The organism is Paenibacillus sp. FSL A5-0031 (genome assembly GCF_001956295.1).
GTDB lineage: Bacteria > Bacillota > Bacilli > Paenibacillales > Paenibacillaceae > Pristimantibacillus.
Window position 1 is genome coordinate 33,493 of record NZ_MRTD01000009.1, and the last position, 16,136, is coordinate 49,628.

Annotated in this window: 12 protein-coding genes; 10 read left to right on the forward strand and 2 right to left on the reverse strand. The window is 48.3% G+C overall.

Annotated elements, in window-relative coordinates; genetic code table 11:
• The first annotated feature begins 5 nt into the window (after positions 1-5).
• From BK120_RS16895 to BK120_RS16925, 7 genes are all read left to right on the forward strand, one after another.
• Complete coding sequence (locus tag BK120_RS16895) at positions 6-1,802, forward strand: sensor histidine kinase (RefSeq protein ID WP_076268676.1); 1,797 nt, start codon at positions 6-8, stop codon at positions 1,800-1,802.
• Between the two features lie 3 nt (positions 1,803-1,805).
• Positions 1,806-3,446 carry a response regulator gene (locus BK120_RS16900; RefSeq protein WP_076268677.1) on the forward strand — a complete coding sequence of 547 codons (1,641 nt, stop codon included), beginning with the start codon at positions 1,806-1,808 and terminating at the stop codon, positions 3,444-3,446.
• A gap of 124 nt (positions 3,447-3,570) precedes the next feature.
• Entirely contained in the window at positions 3,571-5,157 is a 1,587-nt protein-coding gene (locus BK120_RS16905) for an extracellular solute-binding protein (RefSeq protein ID WP_076268678.1), read from the forward strand.
• A 33-nt stretch (positions 5,158-5,190) separates the two neighbouring features.
• Positions 5,191-6,150, forward strand: coding sequence for an ABC transporter permease (locus tag BK120_RS16910; RefSeq protein WP_076268679.1), 960 nt, complete (start codon positions 5,191-5,193; stop codon positions 6,148-6,150).
• 16 nt (positions 6,151-6,166) lie between these two features.
• The gene (locus tag BK120_RS16915; RefSeq protein ID WP_076268680.1) at positions 6,167-7,063 is read left to right on the forward strand and encodes a carbohydrate ABC transporter permease; all 897 of its coding nucleotides are present in this window, start codon (positions 6,167-6,169) and stop codon (positions 7,061-7,063) included.
• A 38-nt stretch (positions 7,064-7,101) separates the two neighbouring features.
• On the forward strand, positions 7,102-9,123 hold the full coding sequence (locus BK120_RS16920) for an alpha-L-arabinofuranosidase C-terminal domain-containing protein (RefSeq protein WP_076268681.1): 2,022 nt from the start codon (positions 7,102-7,104) through the stop codon (positions 9,121-9,123).
• A gap of 10 nt (positions 9,124-9,133) precedes the next feature.
• Positions 9,134-10,900, forward strand: a complete 1,767-nt coding sequence (locus tag BK120_RS16925) for a glycoside hydrolase family 2 protein (RefSeq protein ID WP_076268682.1) — start codon at positions 9,134-9,136, stop codon at positions 10,898-10,900.
• A gap of 147 nt (positions 10,901-11,047) precedes the next feature.
• Here BK120_RS16925 and BK120_RS16930 read toward each other — a convergent pair whose 3' ends face one another.
• The gene (locus BK120_RS16930) at positions 11,048-11,893 is read right to left on the reverse strand and encodes an AraC family transcriptional regulator (protein ID WP_076268683.1); all 846 of its coding nucleotides are present in this window, start codon (positions 11,891-11,893) and stop codon (positions 11,048-11,050) included.
• Positions 11,894-12,074: 181 nt separating this feature from the next.
• Positions 12,075-13,610, reverse strand: a complete 1,536-nt coding sequence (locus BK120_RS16935; RefSeq protein WP_076268684.1) for a sulfatase family protein — start codon at positions 13,608-13,610, stop codon at positions 12,075-12,077.
• 259 nt (positions 13,611-13,869) lie between these two features.
• Here BK120_RS16935 and BK120_RS16940 point away from each other — a divergent pair, with 259 nt between their 5' ends.
• Genes BK120_RS16940 through BK120_RS16950 form a run of 3 tightly spaced genes read left to right on the forward strand, consistent with a single transcriptional unit; the run spans position 13,870 to position 16,045 of the window.
• Positions 13,870-14,487 (forward strand): chromate transporter, encoded by a 618-nt coding sequence (locus BK120_RS16940; protein ID WP_083682092.1) that lies wholly within the window; start codon positions 13,870-13,872, stop codon positions 14,485-14,487.
• 24 nt (positions 14,488-14,511) lie between these two features.
• Positions 14,512-15,042, forward strand: coding sequence for a chromate transporter (locus BK120_RS16945; RefSeq protein WP_076268685.1), 531 nt, complete (start codon positions 14,512-14,514; stop codon positions 15,040-15,042).
• A 28-nt stretch (positions 15,043-15,070) separates the two neighbouring features.
• On the forward strand, positions 15,071-16,045 hold the full coding sequence (locus BK120_RS16950; protein WP_076268870.1) for a formylglycine-generating enzyme family protein: 975 nt from the start codon (positions 15,071-15,073) through the stop codon (positions 16,043-16,045).
• Positions 16,046-16,136 lie beyond the last annotated feature (91 nt).

Sequence of the window (16,136 nt, forward strand, 5' to 3'; positions counted from 1 at the left end):
TCGATATGAAGTTATCCACCCTTCAACGATGGATTTCGCCCCGTTTAAGCATTCAAGGGAAGATATTCATCGCATTCAGTCTAGTCGCCCTGCTTTCCATATTATCCGTATCTGGCATTGTCTATTTGAATATGCGCGAGACGATAAAGGATAACGCAGTTACTTCGGTATCGGATAGTATTCGCCAGGCGGATGAATCCCTAAATATTATGCTGGAAGAGATCGACCGGCTGAACACGGTAGTAGTGACTAACAAAAACACGGTGATCGATACGCTGCTCAGTCCATCGGAAGAGATCAGCTACGAATGGTTTTTAGAACAGAAGCGGATTGAAGAATTTCTATCGGTGCTGATCGATTATAAGCCCTACATTTCTAGGATTGCCGTTGTTGGGTTGAACGGAAAGGTTTTTTTCTCCGGTGGTCCATGGCTGGACCGGACAGTCCTTGGGTCACAGATGATGGATTATACGCTTGGAAACGGATCGCGCCATGCCTATTTGAAGCAGACCGGCGTGTCGGATGCCATTACCGTAGGCAGAGAAATCCGTTATAACCGCGAGACAATCGGCGTAGTTATGGTGGATTTAAACTATGATTTCATCAAAAAAACGTATGGAGTGAAGCCGACCGCCGATAGCATGCTGTATGTGCTCGATAAAGAAGGCGGATTCGTGTATCAGTCCGAATCGGCGCCGTCTTTTGCTCCTCCTATTGAGAAGATTGTAAGCATTAAGCAGGAGTTCAAAGGCCCTGGCGATGCGGCGGAAATGATCATAGATGGAAGAACCTACACCGTCGTTAGACGTTCATCGGAATATACGGGCTGGACTACACTGGCGCTAATACCGATGGATTCACTGCTTAGTGAATCTGCGAATCTTCGCAAGCTGATGGCTGAAGTATCGGTATTTGTTTTGGCCATCGTGTTAATCTGCTCACTGCAGGTGTCCTCCCGGATCACCATAAATATTCGGCGTCTGAAGTCCATGATGATGCGGGTGAAGGACGGGAATTTGGAATTTCCAATGAAGGAAATCAAAACGAAAGACGAGGTAGGCCAGCTGTACCACGTCTTTATCGGTATGGTGGAGGAATTGAAACGGCTGCTGGAAGGAATTCGAATCAGTGAGAAGGAGAAGCGCGAAGCGGAGTTGACGGCTCTTCAGGCGCAGATACGTCCACATTTCCTATACAATTCCCTCAATACAATCAAATACTTGGCCAAGCTGAACGGGGTGCCCAATATCGAGGAGGTATCCGGCTCTTTAATCGAGCTGATGCGCGGGGTTTTAGGTAATTCCAATGAATATCTTACGGTTCGAGAGGAGCTGGACTATGTAAGCAGTTATATCTCCATCGTGAAATATAAGTACATGCAGCCAATTCCGGTGTATGAGGAGATTGAGGATGAAGCCCTGCTGGAATGCCGGGTACCCAAGCTTATGCTGCAGCCTATCGTGGAGAACGCCATCATTCATGGGATCGGCTCGCTGGAGGAAGGGGGAGCGGTTATGATTCGCGTTTGCGAAGAGAATCACAACCTAAAAATCGAAGTGACGGACAACGGCAAAGGTATGACCCTGGAGCAGATGGATTTGCTGCTGGGCGAGCATAGCAAAGGAGAGGCTCCATCACGTTTCAGTGGTATGGGAGTGCGTAATGTGCATGAACGAATTGTTCGCATAAATGGAGAACCTTACGGTATAAAGCTGTACAGCGAACTGGGACTATATACGAAGGTCGTAATTACACTTCCCGTTCTACGGGACACGGAAAAATTAGATCATGAGGTGATATAGGTTATGTTTCAAGTGCTGTTGGTTGATGACGAGCCGCTGGTCCGCAACAATTTATCGACGCTAATCAATTTCCGGAAACACGGCTTTGAAATAAGTGGTGAAGCGCACAACGGAGTCATGGCCTTGGCATTGATCGAGCAGTCTCCGCCGCATATCGCCATTATAGACGTAAATATGCCCGAAATGAATGGTGTGGAGCTAAATCGAACGATCAAAGAAAGATATCCTGCCATTAAGACGATTATGCTTAGCAGCTTTGACGACTATGATTATGTGCGAGATTGCTTAAAAAATGGCTCCATTGATTATTTGCTGAAGCATCGTCTCGACGGAGCAACGCTGATTGACATGTTGAACAAAGCGGTTCTTGCGCTTCGGCAGGAGGATCGGCTGTTGGAGGACCGCAATGATCAGAAAGCGATGGCAGAACGAATGAATCCCGTGCTCATCCGTGGTTATATAGCCGATTTGGTAAGAAGGAAATCGCAGTCCGCTCAGGAGATCGAAACCTTTGCACGAAAGAATGGGCTATATTCTCAAACGGTGAGCTACGCTGCAGCGTCTCTTCAGATTGTCCCTTTCCTGCTGCTGACGCAATCCTGCAGCGACGTACAAACCAATCGACTCGTCCAGCAGGCTGTTGAGATCATGCAGCAGAGTCTGGGTGATATACAAGAACGTACAGCCGCCTACCTTGAGAACGGACGTATGGTTGTCGTTTTTTCGTTCAAGGAACGAAGCGAGCATGCAGCCGCAAGCGAGGCTGACCGAATGATGAGCAAGCTTCGCCATGCGCTGGAGCTATTCCTGAATTTAAAGTGCGTTTATGCCGTCGGACATTTATGCAGCAGCCTGTCACTTCTTGGAACGAGTTACGGTTCCGCAGAGCGATTGCTTGACTTTTCACCCGGCGAGGAACTGACTGGCCAAGTGAATGGAGGGGGAAATGGCATATACGGTCAGCGGGTCTCTTTAACCATCGAGGAGCAGAAACAGCTGCTGCTCTCAATCGAGATGCTCGATAAGGACGGCATGCAGCGGCTGATCTTGTCCGTATTCGATTCGATTAAGGGGCAGCCCATTCACTCTCATTCCGTGCAAATGATCATCAGCGAGCTTCTGCATATCGCGGATAAAGTGTTGAAGAAATGGCTGCCTCAGCATGGCTCTGCGATGGACAAGCTTCCTGCAAGGAGCGAACTGGGTAGATTAGACAGCGTTGGAGAGATGGAGCATTGGCTGCAAGCCTTCTATGCCAGCCTGTTGAGCCTGCTCAAGGAGACACATGCAGTGGGACCGTATTCACGGCATGTATCGCAAGCGATAGGATTCATTCTGGAAAGATATTCAGGCAGCGTCACCCTGGAGCTGGCAGCGGACGCCATCAGCCTGAATCCATCGTATTTAAGCAGAATATTCAAAGAAGAGACGAAGTCGACGTTCTCTGAATATTTAAACCGGATCCGAATCGATGCAGCGCGCAAGCTGCTAGAGAACGGTCAATACTCGCTCAAGCAAATCAGCAGTCAAGCGGGCTTTTCTTCCTACAACTATTTTTTTAGAGTGTTTAAGGAAATGACCGGCGTGACGCCCCAAACGTATTTGAACGGTTTGGGAGGCGGGGGAGCTGAAGCGAAGTTGTAAAATATGTGGAGTAAATAGTCATATTATTATAACTTTGTGGCGAAACGGGTGAATTATAATGAGTGGACACCGCTGGCAAACGGTTACACCATTCGGTGAATAGAACATTGGAGGTCACAGATTTATGCGTAGACACTGGGGAAGAAACGCACTTACTACGATGATCGTTTCCGGTCTGATCCTGACCGGCTGCAGCAACAACAACGGAGGCTCAAAGACAGAGAATCAGCCTTCGCCTGCTTCTGAAAGCGCTGTTAAAGCGGAAGGGTTCCCGATCGTGGAGCAACCGATCAAGCTCAAGATGTTCACGCGAATCGCGCCTGCTAACGGGCCGTTCAAAGATATGCCGGTGTTCCAAGACTATGAGAAATTAAGCAACATTCAAGTAGCATTTACCGAAGCTCCTACAGACGGCTTCGCAGAGAAAAAAAATCTATTGTTCGCTTCCAACGAGCTTCCCGATGTATTGTACCGATCGGAACTCAATCCGCTTGAGACTATTCGCTACGGGACGGCCGGACAGCTTATTCCGCTGGAGAATTTAATTGAGCAGTATGCACCAAATTTGAAAAGCCTAATGGAGCAATATCCAGAGATCCGCTCGGGCATTACGACTCCGGAAGGACACATTTACTCGATTCCCGGCATCGTAACGACAGGCTCGGCGCGTACGGACAAACGCTGGATCAATAAAGCTTGGCTCGAGAAGCTGAACCTGGAAGAGCCCAAAACGACGGATGAGCTATATAAAGTACTCCTCGCTTTCCGGGATGGAGATCCGAACGGAGATGGCAAATCAGATGAAATTCCTATGACTGCGCGTAAGGCGGCAGCGGGGATACCTATCGTAAACATGATGGCCGGATCGTTTGGCTTGGATTTGCAGCTCGGCTATAACATCAACATCGAAGACGGCAAGATCAATATTTGGAGCAGCGACGAGAAGCACAAAGAGCTGCTTATGTACTTGAACAAGCTGTATAAGGAGAAACTTCTGGATCAGGAAATCTTCACGCATACGGAAGCACAATATCTTGCTAAGCAAGGCTCAGGCAATACGGGTCTTTTCTTTGACCAGACGAACAACAACTTCTTGCCGATCCAGGATCAATATGTCGGCACCGCTCCTCCAGTCGGTCCGCATGGCGACCAGATGCAAAGCCCGGTAGCGCCGGTGCCACGCGACTTCGGAGCGTTCGCTATTACATCTGTGAACAAATATCCGGAAGCGACAATACGCTGGATCGACTATTTCTACAGTGACGAAGGCTCCACCCTGCTGCGCTTTGGCAGAGAGGGCGAGCATTACGAGCTGAAGGACGGCATGCCATATTACAAAGAGGATTTTCTGGCAATAACAGGCGCGCAGGGAAAAATGACACCGTACGCAGGCGGCGGCGCGCCTCACTTGATCAGCGACAAGGTAGCGTCTTTCATTAATCCACCGCAAGTTCAAGAGGCATACGCGAAGCTGGAGCCGTACATGCCGAAGATTCGTTATGCTGCTCCGATGTTCAATGAAGAGAACGCTCAGAAGGTTAATATTCTGCGCAATGACATCGACAAATATATCGACGAGCAAAGCACGAAGTTTATCGTTGGCGCGATCAGCTTCGATAAGTGGGAGGAATTCCAGTCTACTTTGAAAAAAATGAAGATCGACGAGCTGGAACAGCTCTATCAAGAAGCTTACGACAAGATGGAGAAATAAGACCGAGACCGTATGAATAAGGAGTGAATGCTCATGAAGAGCGCGCAAGAAGGTGCAGCCGCCGCTCTGTCCCATATCCAGCCGAGGCGCGGATCCAGCCTGATCAGGAATATAGCCAAACGGTATGATCTGTATCTTATGCTGCTTCTGCCGGTAGCCTGGTACTTAATCTTTAACTACGGTCCACTGTACGGCCTGCAAATCGCATTCAAAAACTTCAATCCGGCAAAGGGCATTTTCGGAAGCCCTTGGGAAGGCTTCGGGCATTTCGAACGGTTTTTCGACTCGTATTATTTCTGGAGGCTGTTATGGAACACGGTGTCCATCAACTTGTTCTCTCTGCTCATCGCATTCCCGGTTCCGATTATGCTCGCTCTAATTGTTAATGAAATCCGAAGCAAAACCTTTAGCAAATGGCTGCAAAATATTACGTATATCCCTCATTTCATTTCGGTTGTCGTTATCGTAGGCATATTGAACGTATTCCTATCGCCGACAGGACCGATCAATATGATGATCGAGGCATTCGGCGGCACTTCAGTCCGATTCATGGAGGCAGCCGGCTGGTTCAAGACGATCTTCATCAGCTCGAACATATGGCAAAACATGGGGTGGCAATCGATTATCTACATTGCGGCGCTCAGCGGAGTGAATCCGCAGCTATACGAAGCGGCCAAGATGGACGGAGCGTCGAGGCTGAGGCGCATATGGCATGTCTCGCTTCCAGGCATAGCTCCGGTCATCGTGATCCTGCTCATTCTGGATATCGGCCATTTCATGAACGTCGGCTTTGAGAAAATTTTGCTCATGCAAAACAACTTGAATTTGGAATCAAGCGACGTCATCTCCACGTTTGTCTATACGACAGGCATATTGAAGGGAGAATACAGCTACACGGCGGCTATCGGATTGTTCAACTCGGTCATCAATCTCATCCTGCTGCTGATGGTCAACCGATTCGCGCGCAAGACGTCAGAGACGAGCTTATGGTAAAGGAGGGAACTCAGGCATGTCGAAGCAACAAGCCATAAGAAAACCGTCGGATGAACGGGCGTTCGACTTCGTTATATACGTGATCGCCGCAATCATCATTATTATTGTGCTGTATCCGCTGCTCTTTATTGTCAGCGCTTCGTTCAGCGATCCGTCCAAGGTGTTGAATGGAGATGTATGGCTGCTGCCGAAGGGTGTGACCTTGGAAGCGTACAAGAGCATTTTGCACAACGATAAAATTTGGACAGGGTACCGCAATACGATCGTTTATACCGTGGTCGGCACGCTCATCAATATTATCATGACGATACTGGCGGCGTATCCATTGTCCAGGCCAGATCTTCCCGGGCGCGGCAAAATTATGGTCTTGATCACGCTCACTATGTTTTTCGGCGGCGGATTGATTCCAACCTATATGCTGGTTAAGGAACTGGGGATGGTGAATACCATGTGGGCGCTGATCGTCCCGGGGGCGATCGCCACGTACAATTTAATCGTTATGCGGACTTACTTTCAATCAAGCATTCCATGGGAGCTGCAGGAGGCAGCTCACATGGACGGCTGCTCCAACTGGCGATTGCTGTTTAGCATTATATTGCCTCTATCCAAACCGATACTGGCTGTTATGGTTCTATTCTATGCGGTGGGTCATTGGAATTCGTACTTCGCCGCGCTGATCTATATCCGTGACGAGGCTCTGCATCCGCTCCAGCTTGTGCTGCGTGAAATTCTCATGATCAGCCAATCCGCAGGCATCGACGGCGGAAGTGTCGGGCTGGAGGATCAAATTCTGCTTGCCGAGAGCATTAAGTTCGCGGTCATTATCGTCTCTACTTTGCCGGTATTAATCATGTATCCATTCGTGCAGCGGCATTTCGTAAAGGGCGTTATGATCGGATCGCTTAAAGGTTAACATCGTAACCATTATGACAAATCAGTTGGAGGTTTATTTTGAAAACTAACGCAAAGATTACGATTGATTGCAGCCACGCGAGCGAGCATGCGGTAAACCCTTACCTGTTCGGTCATTTCGTTGAAGATATTCGGGATCATATGGAAGCGATGCTCGCATTCCCGCTTAAAGATATGGACTTCGAGAGCGAGGCCGTGTCAAAGAAAGAGATTTCCGGTAGCTGGTACGCCTATACGAATGGGCGAAATACCAAGTACGCGTTGGAGGCGCCTGCACCGAAGCATTCGGGGCGCGCCCAGCGCATTCGCCTTCTGAGCGATGATGAGGCCTATGCGGGAATCGCGCAAAAGACGGCGCTCAAGGGGCCAGCCAATTATACGGTCAAGCTTGTGGCCCGTGCCTCCGTCGAGTTGAAGACTATTATCATTGAAGCTGTCGATCGGCGCTCGGAAGAGCTCCTTGGACAAGTCCGGATCGAGCTCGAAAGTCACAATTGGCGTGAGTACGAAGCGCAGCTGCCTATTGCTCGCGAATGCGTCGACGCCGAACTCAGGGTATACATTCCGGCTGACCACCAGAGATGGAGCGATCACGTGTCCACCGGTATGCTATGGATTGACCATGTATCTGTATTGCCGATAGATAGCGTCGCCATGGTGAAGCGTGAAGTCATCGACATGACGCGTGATTTGAACGCGGGGATGATGAGGCTTGCCGGCAACTACATCAGTGCCTACCATTGGGAGCACGGTATAGGTCCTGTTCTCGAAAGACCAGTCATGTACAACGAAGCATGGGGTGGCTGGACCAGTAAATATTTTGGCACGGACGAATTTATTCGGTTTTGCCGAGAACTTCAGGTGGAGCCGCTCATCTGCGTAAATGACGGATCGGGTACGCCCGAGGAAGCCGCTCAGTGGATTGAATACTGTAATGGCGGCATCGATACGCCAATGGGTGCGAGGCGTGCAGCGAACGGAAACCCAGAGCCTTACAATGTCCGCTATTGGGAGATTGGCAACGAGGTATGGGGACAGTGGCAGGTAGGTACATGTTCTGCAGATCAGTTTGCAAGGCGTACGGTTTCCTTCGCCGAAGCTATGAAGGCAACAGATCCCTCCATCGTCCTGCTGGCTTGCGGACACTACGAGCAGGAGTGGAACAAGACAGTCCTAGATTTAGCTGGTGAACATTTTGATTATCTTACTTTACATTTGTACCACGGCTATGGACCATTCGGCATGAACCAGAATACGCCGTCGGAGGATCGATATAAAGCGATTGCTGCTTATCCCGAGTTTACCCGTCACCACATAGCAAAGACGACAGAGCATATTCTTGCGAATGCGAAGCATAGCCATGTGAAGCTGGCGATTACCGAATACAACACGATGTATTACCCGAACACGATTCGAAAAGGGCTGCCGAATGAGCATACCTTAGGAGCGGCAGTAGCCAATGCTGCTAACCTGAACGAAATGATACGCTGCAGCGATATGGTTCATATCGGCAGCTTCTCCGATCTGGTAAACGGCTGGCTCGGCGGATGTATTCGCGTTGGCGATTATTATGCCGATCAATATTGCGGCAAGGAACCCGGCTGGAGCGGATTACCCCTTACCGTATACGGAACGCCAACTTATGAAGTAATGAAGCTTTACGCGAATCGGGATGTTCGGCATCTTGTTCACGCCACAGCCGAGTGCGGAAAGTTTGCTGTTCCGTCACTCAGGCAGACGCCTATCTCTCTGGAGGCGCTGCCTGATCTCGATGTTGTGGCAGGCACGAACAGCGGTCGCACCTCCGTCACCGTGTTTATCGTAAACCGCAGCTTAAATGAGGTGAAAGCGACGCTTGACCTGCAAAACTTCGAGGCTTCGGAAGAAACAATTTTATATGAAATTACGGGAGATTCCTATGACGATATTAATTCCGTGTTTGAGCCGGAACGGGTTATAGGCAAGAAAAAAATCGTCCCTGCCGAAGAATGGAAGCTCGGCTATCCGCTGCGTCCTACATCTGTTTATGTACTGGAAGTTTTGGAGAAGCACAAGAATTAGGAGGTACGGCATGACAACAAAGGCATATATCAAAGACTATCCCAGACCACAATTTGTACGCGACAATTGGCTAAGCTTAAATGGCGAATGGAACTTCCGCTTCGATGACCGCGGGATGGGAGAGAAAGAAAAGTGGCACGAGAAATTCGAAGAGACCCACAAAATAAATGTGCCCTTCACGTACGAAACCAAAGCGAGCGGGATTGGAGTTGAAGAATTCCATCCGCAAGTGTGGTACAACAAAGCTGTTCACATCCCGATGGAAGCTGAAGGGAAACGAGCTATCCTTCATTTCCAAGCGGTGGATTACGAAGCGAAGGTGTGGGTGAATGGAACGTTAGTAGGCCAGCACATAGGCGGCTACGCGGCTTTCTCGTTCGATATTACTGATTATCTCGCATTCGGAGCTGATAATCTAATTACGGTGATGGTGGTAGACAGCAATAGCTGCTATCAGCCTCGAGGCAAACAGCGCTGGACCAAAGACAATTTCGAATGCTTCTATGTCCAGACGACCGGGATATGGCAGACGGTATGGATGGAATACGTGGAGGAACAGAGACTTGATGCCGTCAAAATCACGCCGGATTTCGACCGTTCCATCGTCCGTTTCGATTATGAGGTGCAAGGGGTGGAGGAAGCCGGAGCCGGTGATTTAAGGCTGGAAGCTATCATTACCTTCAAAGGCAAGCTTGTGAAACGGGTTAGTCTAGCGATCGACCGCCCTTGCCTAACCGTTGAGGTTGATCTGCTGCATGAGGCAAACGGGCCTTGGAAAAGAAGCTTCTGGTCTCCGCAGCATCCGAACTTATACGACGTGGAATTTGTGCTGTATGTGAAGGATCAGGCCGTAGACAGGGTGTTCTCCTATTTTGGCATGCGAAAAGTGTCTATTAAGAACGGAAAGGTGCTGCTGAACAATGTTCCCATCTACCAGAGAATGATTCTGGATCAGGGCTATTGGACAGAAAGCCATCTGACTCCACCAAGCGAGGAAGCCTTAATTGAAGATATCGATCACATTCTGGCAATGGGCTACAACGGCGTGCGCAAGCATATGAAGATCGAGGATGCCCGCTTTCTCTATTGGTGCGACGTGAAAGGTTTGCTTGTGTGGTCGGAGATGGCGGCCACCTTCGAGTTTCATGACCGAGCGGTCGATGCGTTTACAAAGGAATGGCTGGAGATTGTGAGGCAGCAATATAATCATCCAAGTATTATTACTTGGGTGCCGTTTAATGAATCATGGGGCATCCCGTCTATTCTGCGAGATAAACGGCAGCAGAAGTTTACCGAGGGCATCTATCATTTGACTAAGTCCATTGATCCTTACCGTCCAGTCATCACGAACGACGGCTGGGAGCATACGGTATCCGACATTTTAACGTTGCATGACTATGTAGCTACAGGTGACGGTTTCCTGAAGCGTTATGCGGACAAGGATGCGATTTTGGCCAATGAAACGACTTGCAATCAATGGAAGTACGCGTTAGCCGAAGGATACGAATATCAAGGTCAGCCGATCATCATCAGCGAATTCGGAGGTATCGCGTTCCAGTCGGACAAAGGCTGGGGCTACGGCGATCAAGTGGTGTCGGAGGAGGATTTCATTAAGCGTTTCCGCGGCATTACCCAAGCGATTAAGGACGTTAAGTATATTAGTGGTTACTGCTATACGCAGCTTGCCGACGTTCAGCAGGAGATTAACGGGCTTCTGACTGAGGATCGAAAGCCGAAATTACCTTTGGATACAATTAAAGCTATTAATTTAGCCTGAATGAACCTATAAAGCTCAGCCATTATCAAATATTTCCTTCAATTATATATAAATCAATGAATATCTGCTGCAGTCAGTTAGATTGTCGAGAAACCCGAGTCTTATGGAGGACATCGGGTTTCTCTTTTTAGGCTGTAAGTTAGGTTATTATGATTTGCGGTAAGAGCTTGGCGAGTGTCCATGGTATCTTTTAAAAGCATGTGTAAAGGAGTACACGTCTGAATACCCGAGGGATAGGGCGATATGAGAAATCGGCAGTGCTGTCGTTTGCACTATTTTCATAGCTTCCGTCATGATTAGATTCGTCAGGTACCGATGCGGCCGGATGCCGACTTTCTGGTGAAAGACATTTGAAAAATGAGAGCGATGGATCCCGACATGTTCAGCAATGTCTGCAACGGTTATCCCTTCCTTATAATACAAATGAATATAGTCGATGCTTGTTGCTACCCAGTCATCGGTGGGTGAGGCTGCTTTCATCGGTTTGGATAATTGAATGATCTGATTTAGGAAAGAGTAGAATCCTTGCGTTAACGAGAAGTCATCCTGTCTCACGAGCTGCTTCCATTCGGAGGCGAATTGAAAAAAGGATCGCTCAAGATCCTGGTTGAAAAAATTTTTAATATAGGGGTGTTTGAGCGTAAGCCCAAGGCGGCGAGTGACCAGCGGCATTTGTTTACCTTCGGCAGCAACCCAAAACATCTTTAGAGCGGGTTCTTCACAGGAAGTAATGTAATATTCATGAATGCTGTGAGGGAATAAAACAAAAAGATCGCCTCGCGTAAGTGTTGTCTCTTCCTGATTCATGCACAGTGTAACCTGTCCTGCAAGAACGAAATGCAAGCTATAGTAAGCAATAAAGCGCGGTCCTATATGATAATTTGGCTTTGCCTCGTTATAGCCAATACGGATGGGTATAACTCCGTTATGCTTCTCCAAGGCATTGGGGGTGTGGTACAAATGTTCCGCATATTCATGGGTGAACTCTATCATGCAGACGACCTCTTCCGAAGTTAAAGTTGATGAAAGTCACTATCATTTTAACATCGCCCGACATAGGTGAATAGTAACCGTCATTCATGAGAAGGGCCTCAAGTCTGCCTGCGGCCTAGTACGATGATGCAAATAGTACGTACCCACTTGGTAACAGACTTGAGGCTTCGTGATGGACAAGCTAAGCGTGACAAATTCTAGGCATCGGCATAGGTTCTTTACCAAGCTCAGCCCATACATATTTCAGCAGGAGCTCTGTTTTTAAGCTGGAGTAATTAGGGTTATCCCACAAGTTGTGAAGTTCGTTGGGATCCTCTTGCAGGTCAAAAATTTCACCGTATATCTGGTTATAATAAACCGTGATTTTATATCGTTCATTTACAAACGTTTTCTGATGGATGGTCGTTGCCTCGTGCCGGAATTCACAAATGGCATGGTCTCTTGCTTGATCGGACCTGCCAAGCCACACTTCCTTCTGGTCTACTCCTGTCATTGCATGAGGGATAGGCAGATTTGAGAACGACAGGAAGGTAGGGGCTAGATCAACAAGTGATTGAAAGGCTGTAGAGGTTTTGCCGGCCGCAACGTGCCCTGGGTACCTCACGATGAACGGCAGCTTTATCAAATCCTCATAATGGAAGCCGCCCTTAGCTTGCAAGCCGTGCTGTCCAAAGAAATGGCCATGGTCGCTTGTGAATACGACTAGCGTATTATCAGCTAATCCGAGTTGATCTAATTTATCAAGAATAGTGCCAATATATTTATCCATCATGCTGACCATGCCATAATACACAGCGACCAGCTTTTTCTTGTCTTTTTCCGTCAGCCTGAGTTTGCTGCCGTACTCATAATAATGATGGGAGCGGTAACCGTGAATGTCGAATTCGCTCTCTCGCAAGAACGAGAAGTCTGGCGCCTCTTCTTGAGTCATTCGAAAATGCGGCGGATTATTATCGTGTTCACCCGGAACCATGGCAGGAATGGTTAGCTTATCGGGATCATACATCCTGTCCCATGGCTCAGGAACCAAGTATTCTGGGTGAGGGTCAAAAAAGCTGGACCACAAGAAAAAGCTGTCATCATTCTGTTTGTATTGTTCCAATAACAGATTCGTTCGTTCGGCGATCCAGGTATTATAGTGGTATTTCTCAGGAATTGGCCATGTGTAAGTCTGGTTAGGATCCATGGTGCCTGTCGGCGGCAAAAAATAATCTCGCCAATTGGTGCATCCTTTATCCTCCAGCCATGCTGCATAGTGCTGCCCAACATGCGCTTCATTGGTGTGATTTCGTGCTAGCTCAACATGAGAGAAGCCGTAAAAAGAGTCCTTGTGTGTTCTCCAGTAATCCAAATCCTGCAGTATGGGATACGATTCGAGTGATGGATATTGTTCTGTTGAACGCAAGGGTTGAAAATGTGCCTTACCGACCAGCGCAGTTTTATAACCTGCCTGTTGGAAGTCCTCGCCAATCGTATGACGATCTTCGAGCAGCTTCGTGCCAAGCGTCCAAGCTCCGTGTTGGCTTGGATACATGCCGGTAATAATGGATGCACGGCTAGGTGTACAAGTAGGGTTGGGACAATAAGCTCGGCTGAAGGTTGTACCTTCACGAACTAGCCGGTCCAGATTGGGAGTATGCACTTCATTGTTAAATGCACCTATCGTATTCCAATGCTGCTGGTCGCTCGTAATCAATAGAATATTTGTCTTTTTCATAGATTCATCTCCTTTCTGCTTTTCATTATAGACAATAATGGTAATAAGAAGGATGCTCTAATGTGTCCTTAGTATTTGTTATTTTGTGAGGAAGATCGAAAGGATTGTTTTTATCATATTGGGATTAAGGTGTAAGATAAAAGCGTGAGAGATGCTTTGAAATCACTCCCTCATTTCGGATTTAGCTTATGCTTATTTCAGATTGGAATAAACAAAGCTGCGAATAGAATGTTAATGATTAGGAAGGTAGTGTTGCGAAGTGAATCGTTCTGAGTCGAGTTCTCCTCGAATAACATCCCTATTTTGGAGCTTTCTAAAACTTGCGCCTGTTTCTTTTGGCGGTGGATACGCCACTTTTCCTGCGTTGGAAAGGGAGATTGTTGCGAGCAGGAAATGGATGAATGAAGAGGAATTACAAGAAACGCTTTCGCTTGCGGCAGCGGCCCCAGGAGGCGTGGCAATCAATGCTTCTTTATTGATCGGGTATCGTCTAGTCGGGTTGAAGGGGGCGGTCGCAGCTGCAATTGGTGCCATCTTACCGACCTGTCTTATCGTAATCGGCCTTTTTCTACTCTATTACAAGTTCAGTGACAGCTTGAAGGTAATTGGAGCGTTAAGAGGAATCGGCTGGGGAATTGTTGCAATGATCCTCTATACCGTTTTTAGGCTGGGGAGGATATCAATTAAGGATACACTTTCGTTAGCAATTGCGATTATAAGCCTTGTACTTCTTTTTTTGGAGACACATCCGATTTGGCTTATAACCGGAGGTGCTGCTGCCAGTGTCGTTGCAACACATAGCAGTCGGAGTGCAAAAAGCTCGAAGGCACGCCAATTCAAGGATGGTGCCGACAATTCATATATGTATTTTATTTAAGTCATTCATCTGGGAGCTGAAGTCATGGCGCAGTTATTTTGGTTTTTTCTGCAAATGGGATTTGTGTCGTTTGGCGGAGGGTATGCTTTGATCCCATTAATAGAGAGGGAGACGGAACGCCAAGCCTGGATGAGCAGCGATATGCTTGTAGACGTTATCGCAGTCGCAGGAATGTCTCCTGGTCCCATCGCCGTTAATTTGGGTTTGCTTGTCGGCTATCAAGCCTACGGGGTGATTGGCGCCATTGCTGGTGTGCTAGGATTACTGCTGCCTTCCATACTGATGACTGCAGGAATGATTTACTTCATTACCCGTGATCATAAAAATTATCTGGGGCGCTGCATGTATGGCGTGCAGCCTGTTGTTACAGCTCTTATACTTTTTGCCGCTTATCAACTTTGTGTGGCCCATTTATCCGCTAGCTTGTCTATCAATGAGCTGCTGCCGGCCTTCCTTATTGTAGCTGCATGCTTATACATGTTATTTCGTTTACGATTGCATCCATTTACGATTCTCTTATTCTCGGGGATTAGCGGGGCAGCATTCTATGCTTAATAGGCCGGGAGAGGGGCAAAATAATGATATGATACCAGGGAAATCTTGTTGTGCGGCAGGCAGAGAACAGGTAGCAGCCGCCAAAATAAAACGAATAGACTATCCATTGCTTCCCACACGATCCACTCGCGCACGAGGAATCAGTCAGTTGGTAAAAATTGATGGGGGCACTTTCAGGATGGGGACGAGTGAAGGGGGCGGGGTCGCGTCGGACGGAGAGGGACCGGCTCGTGATGTGCATGTCGATTCCTTTCTTATCTCTCCGTATGCCGTTACAAACGGTGAATTTCGCTCCTTTGTTGAGGAGACGGGCTACGTTACAGAAGCCGAACGGTTCGGTTGGTCATTTGTGTTTCATTTGCTGGCCTCCGAGCCGACACGAGAGCGGGTCAGACAGGTCCCGCAGCAAGCGCCATGGTGGCTTGCTGTGGATGGTGCCTTTTGGGCGAAGCCGGAGGGGCCGGATTCAACTATTGATGAACGGCTTGACCACCCAGTTGTTCATATCACTTGGCACGATGCGATGGCATATTGCGCCTGGGCCGGGACTCGTTTGCCGACGGAATCCGAATGGGAATATGCCGCAAGAGGCGGGCTTACAGGCAGAACCTATCCTTGGGGGGATTTGCTGAAACCAGAAGGAAAGCACATGTGCAACATTTGGCAAGGCAAATTCCCCGTGAAGAACAATGCCGGCGACGGTTATGTAAGCACCGCGCCCGTTGATGCTTATGAGCCTAATGGGTATGGATTGTTCAATTTGTCCGGTAATGTATGGGAGTGGTGCTCTGACTGGTTCAGCCCCGAATATCACCGAGTGACATCCGAGAGAAATCCGAGGTTCATGGAACCGACAGGCATACGTGCCATGCGCGGCGGCTCTTATCTATGCCACCGTTCCTATTGCAACCGTTACCGTGTAGCAGCCAGAAGCGGCAACACGCCAGACAGCTCTACCGGCAACTGTGGCTTCCGTGTGGCAGCGGACATTATGGACGGATAAACAAGGGTAATCGATGGGGTTGTGTATCCGTCGTGAGGTTGCAATTGAAAGATGCTCAACGTATCGATAACCAAAATGAAAAGAACCGAAA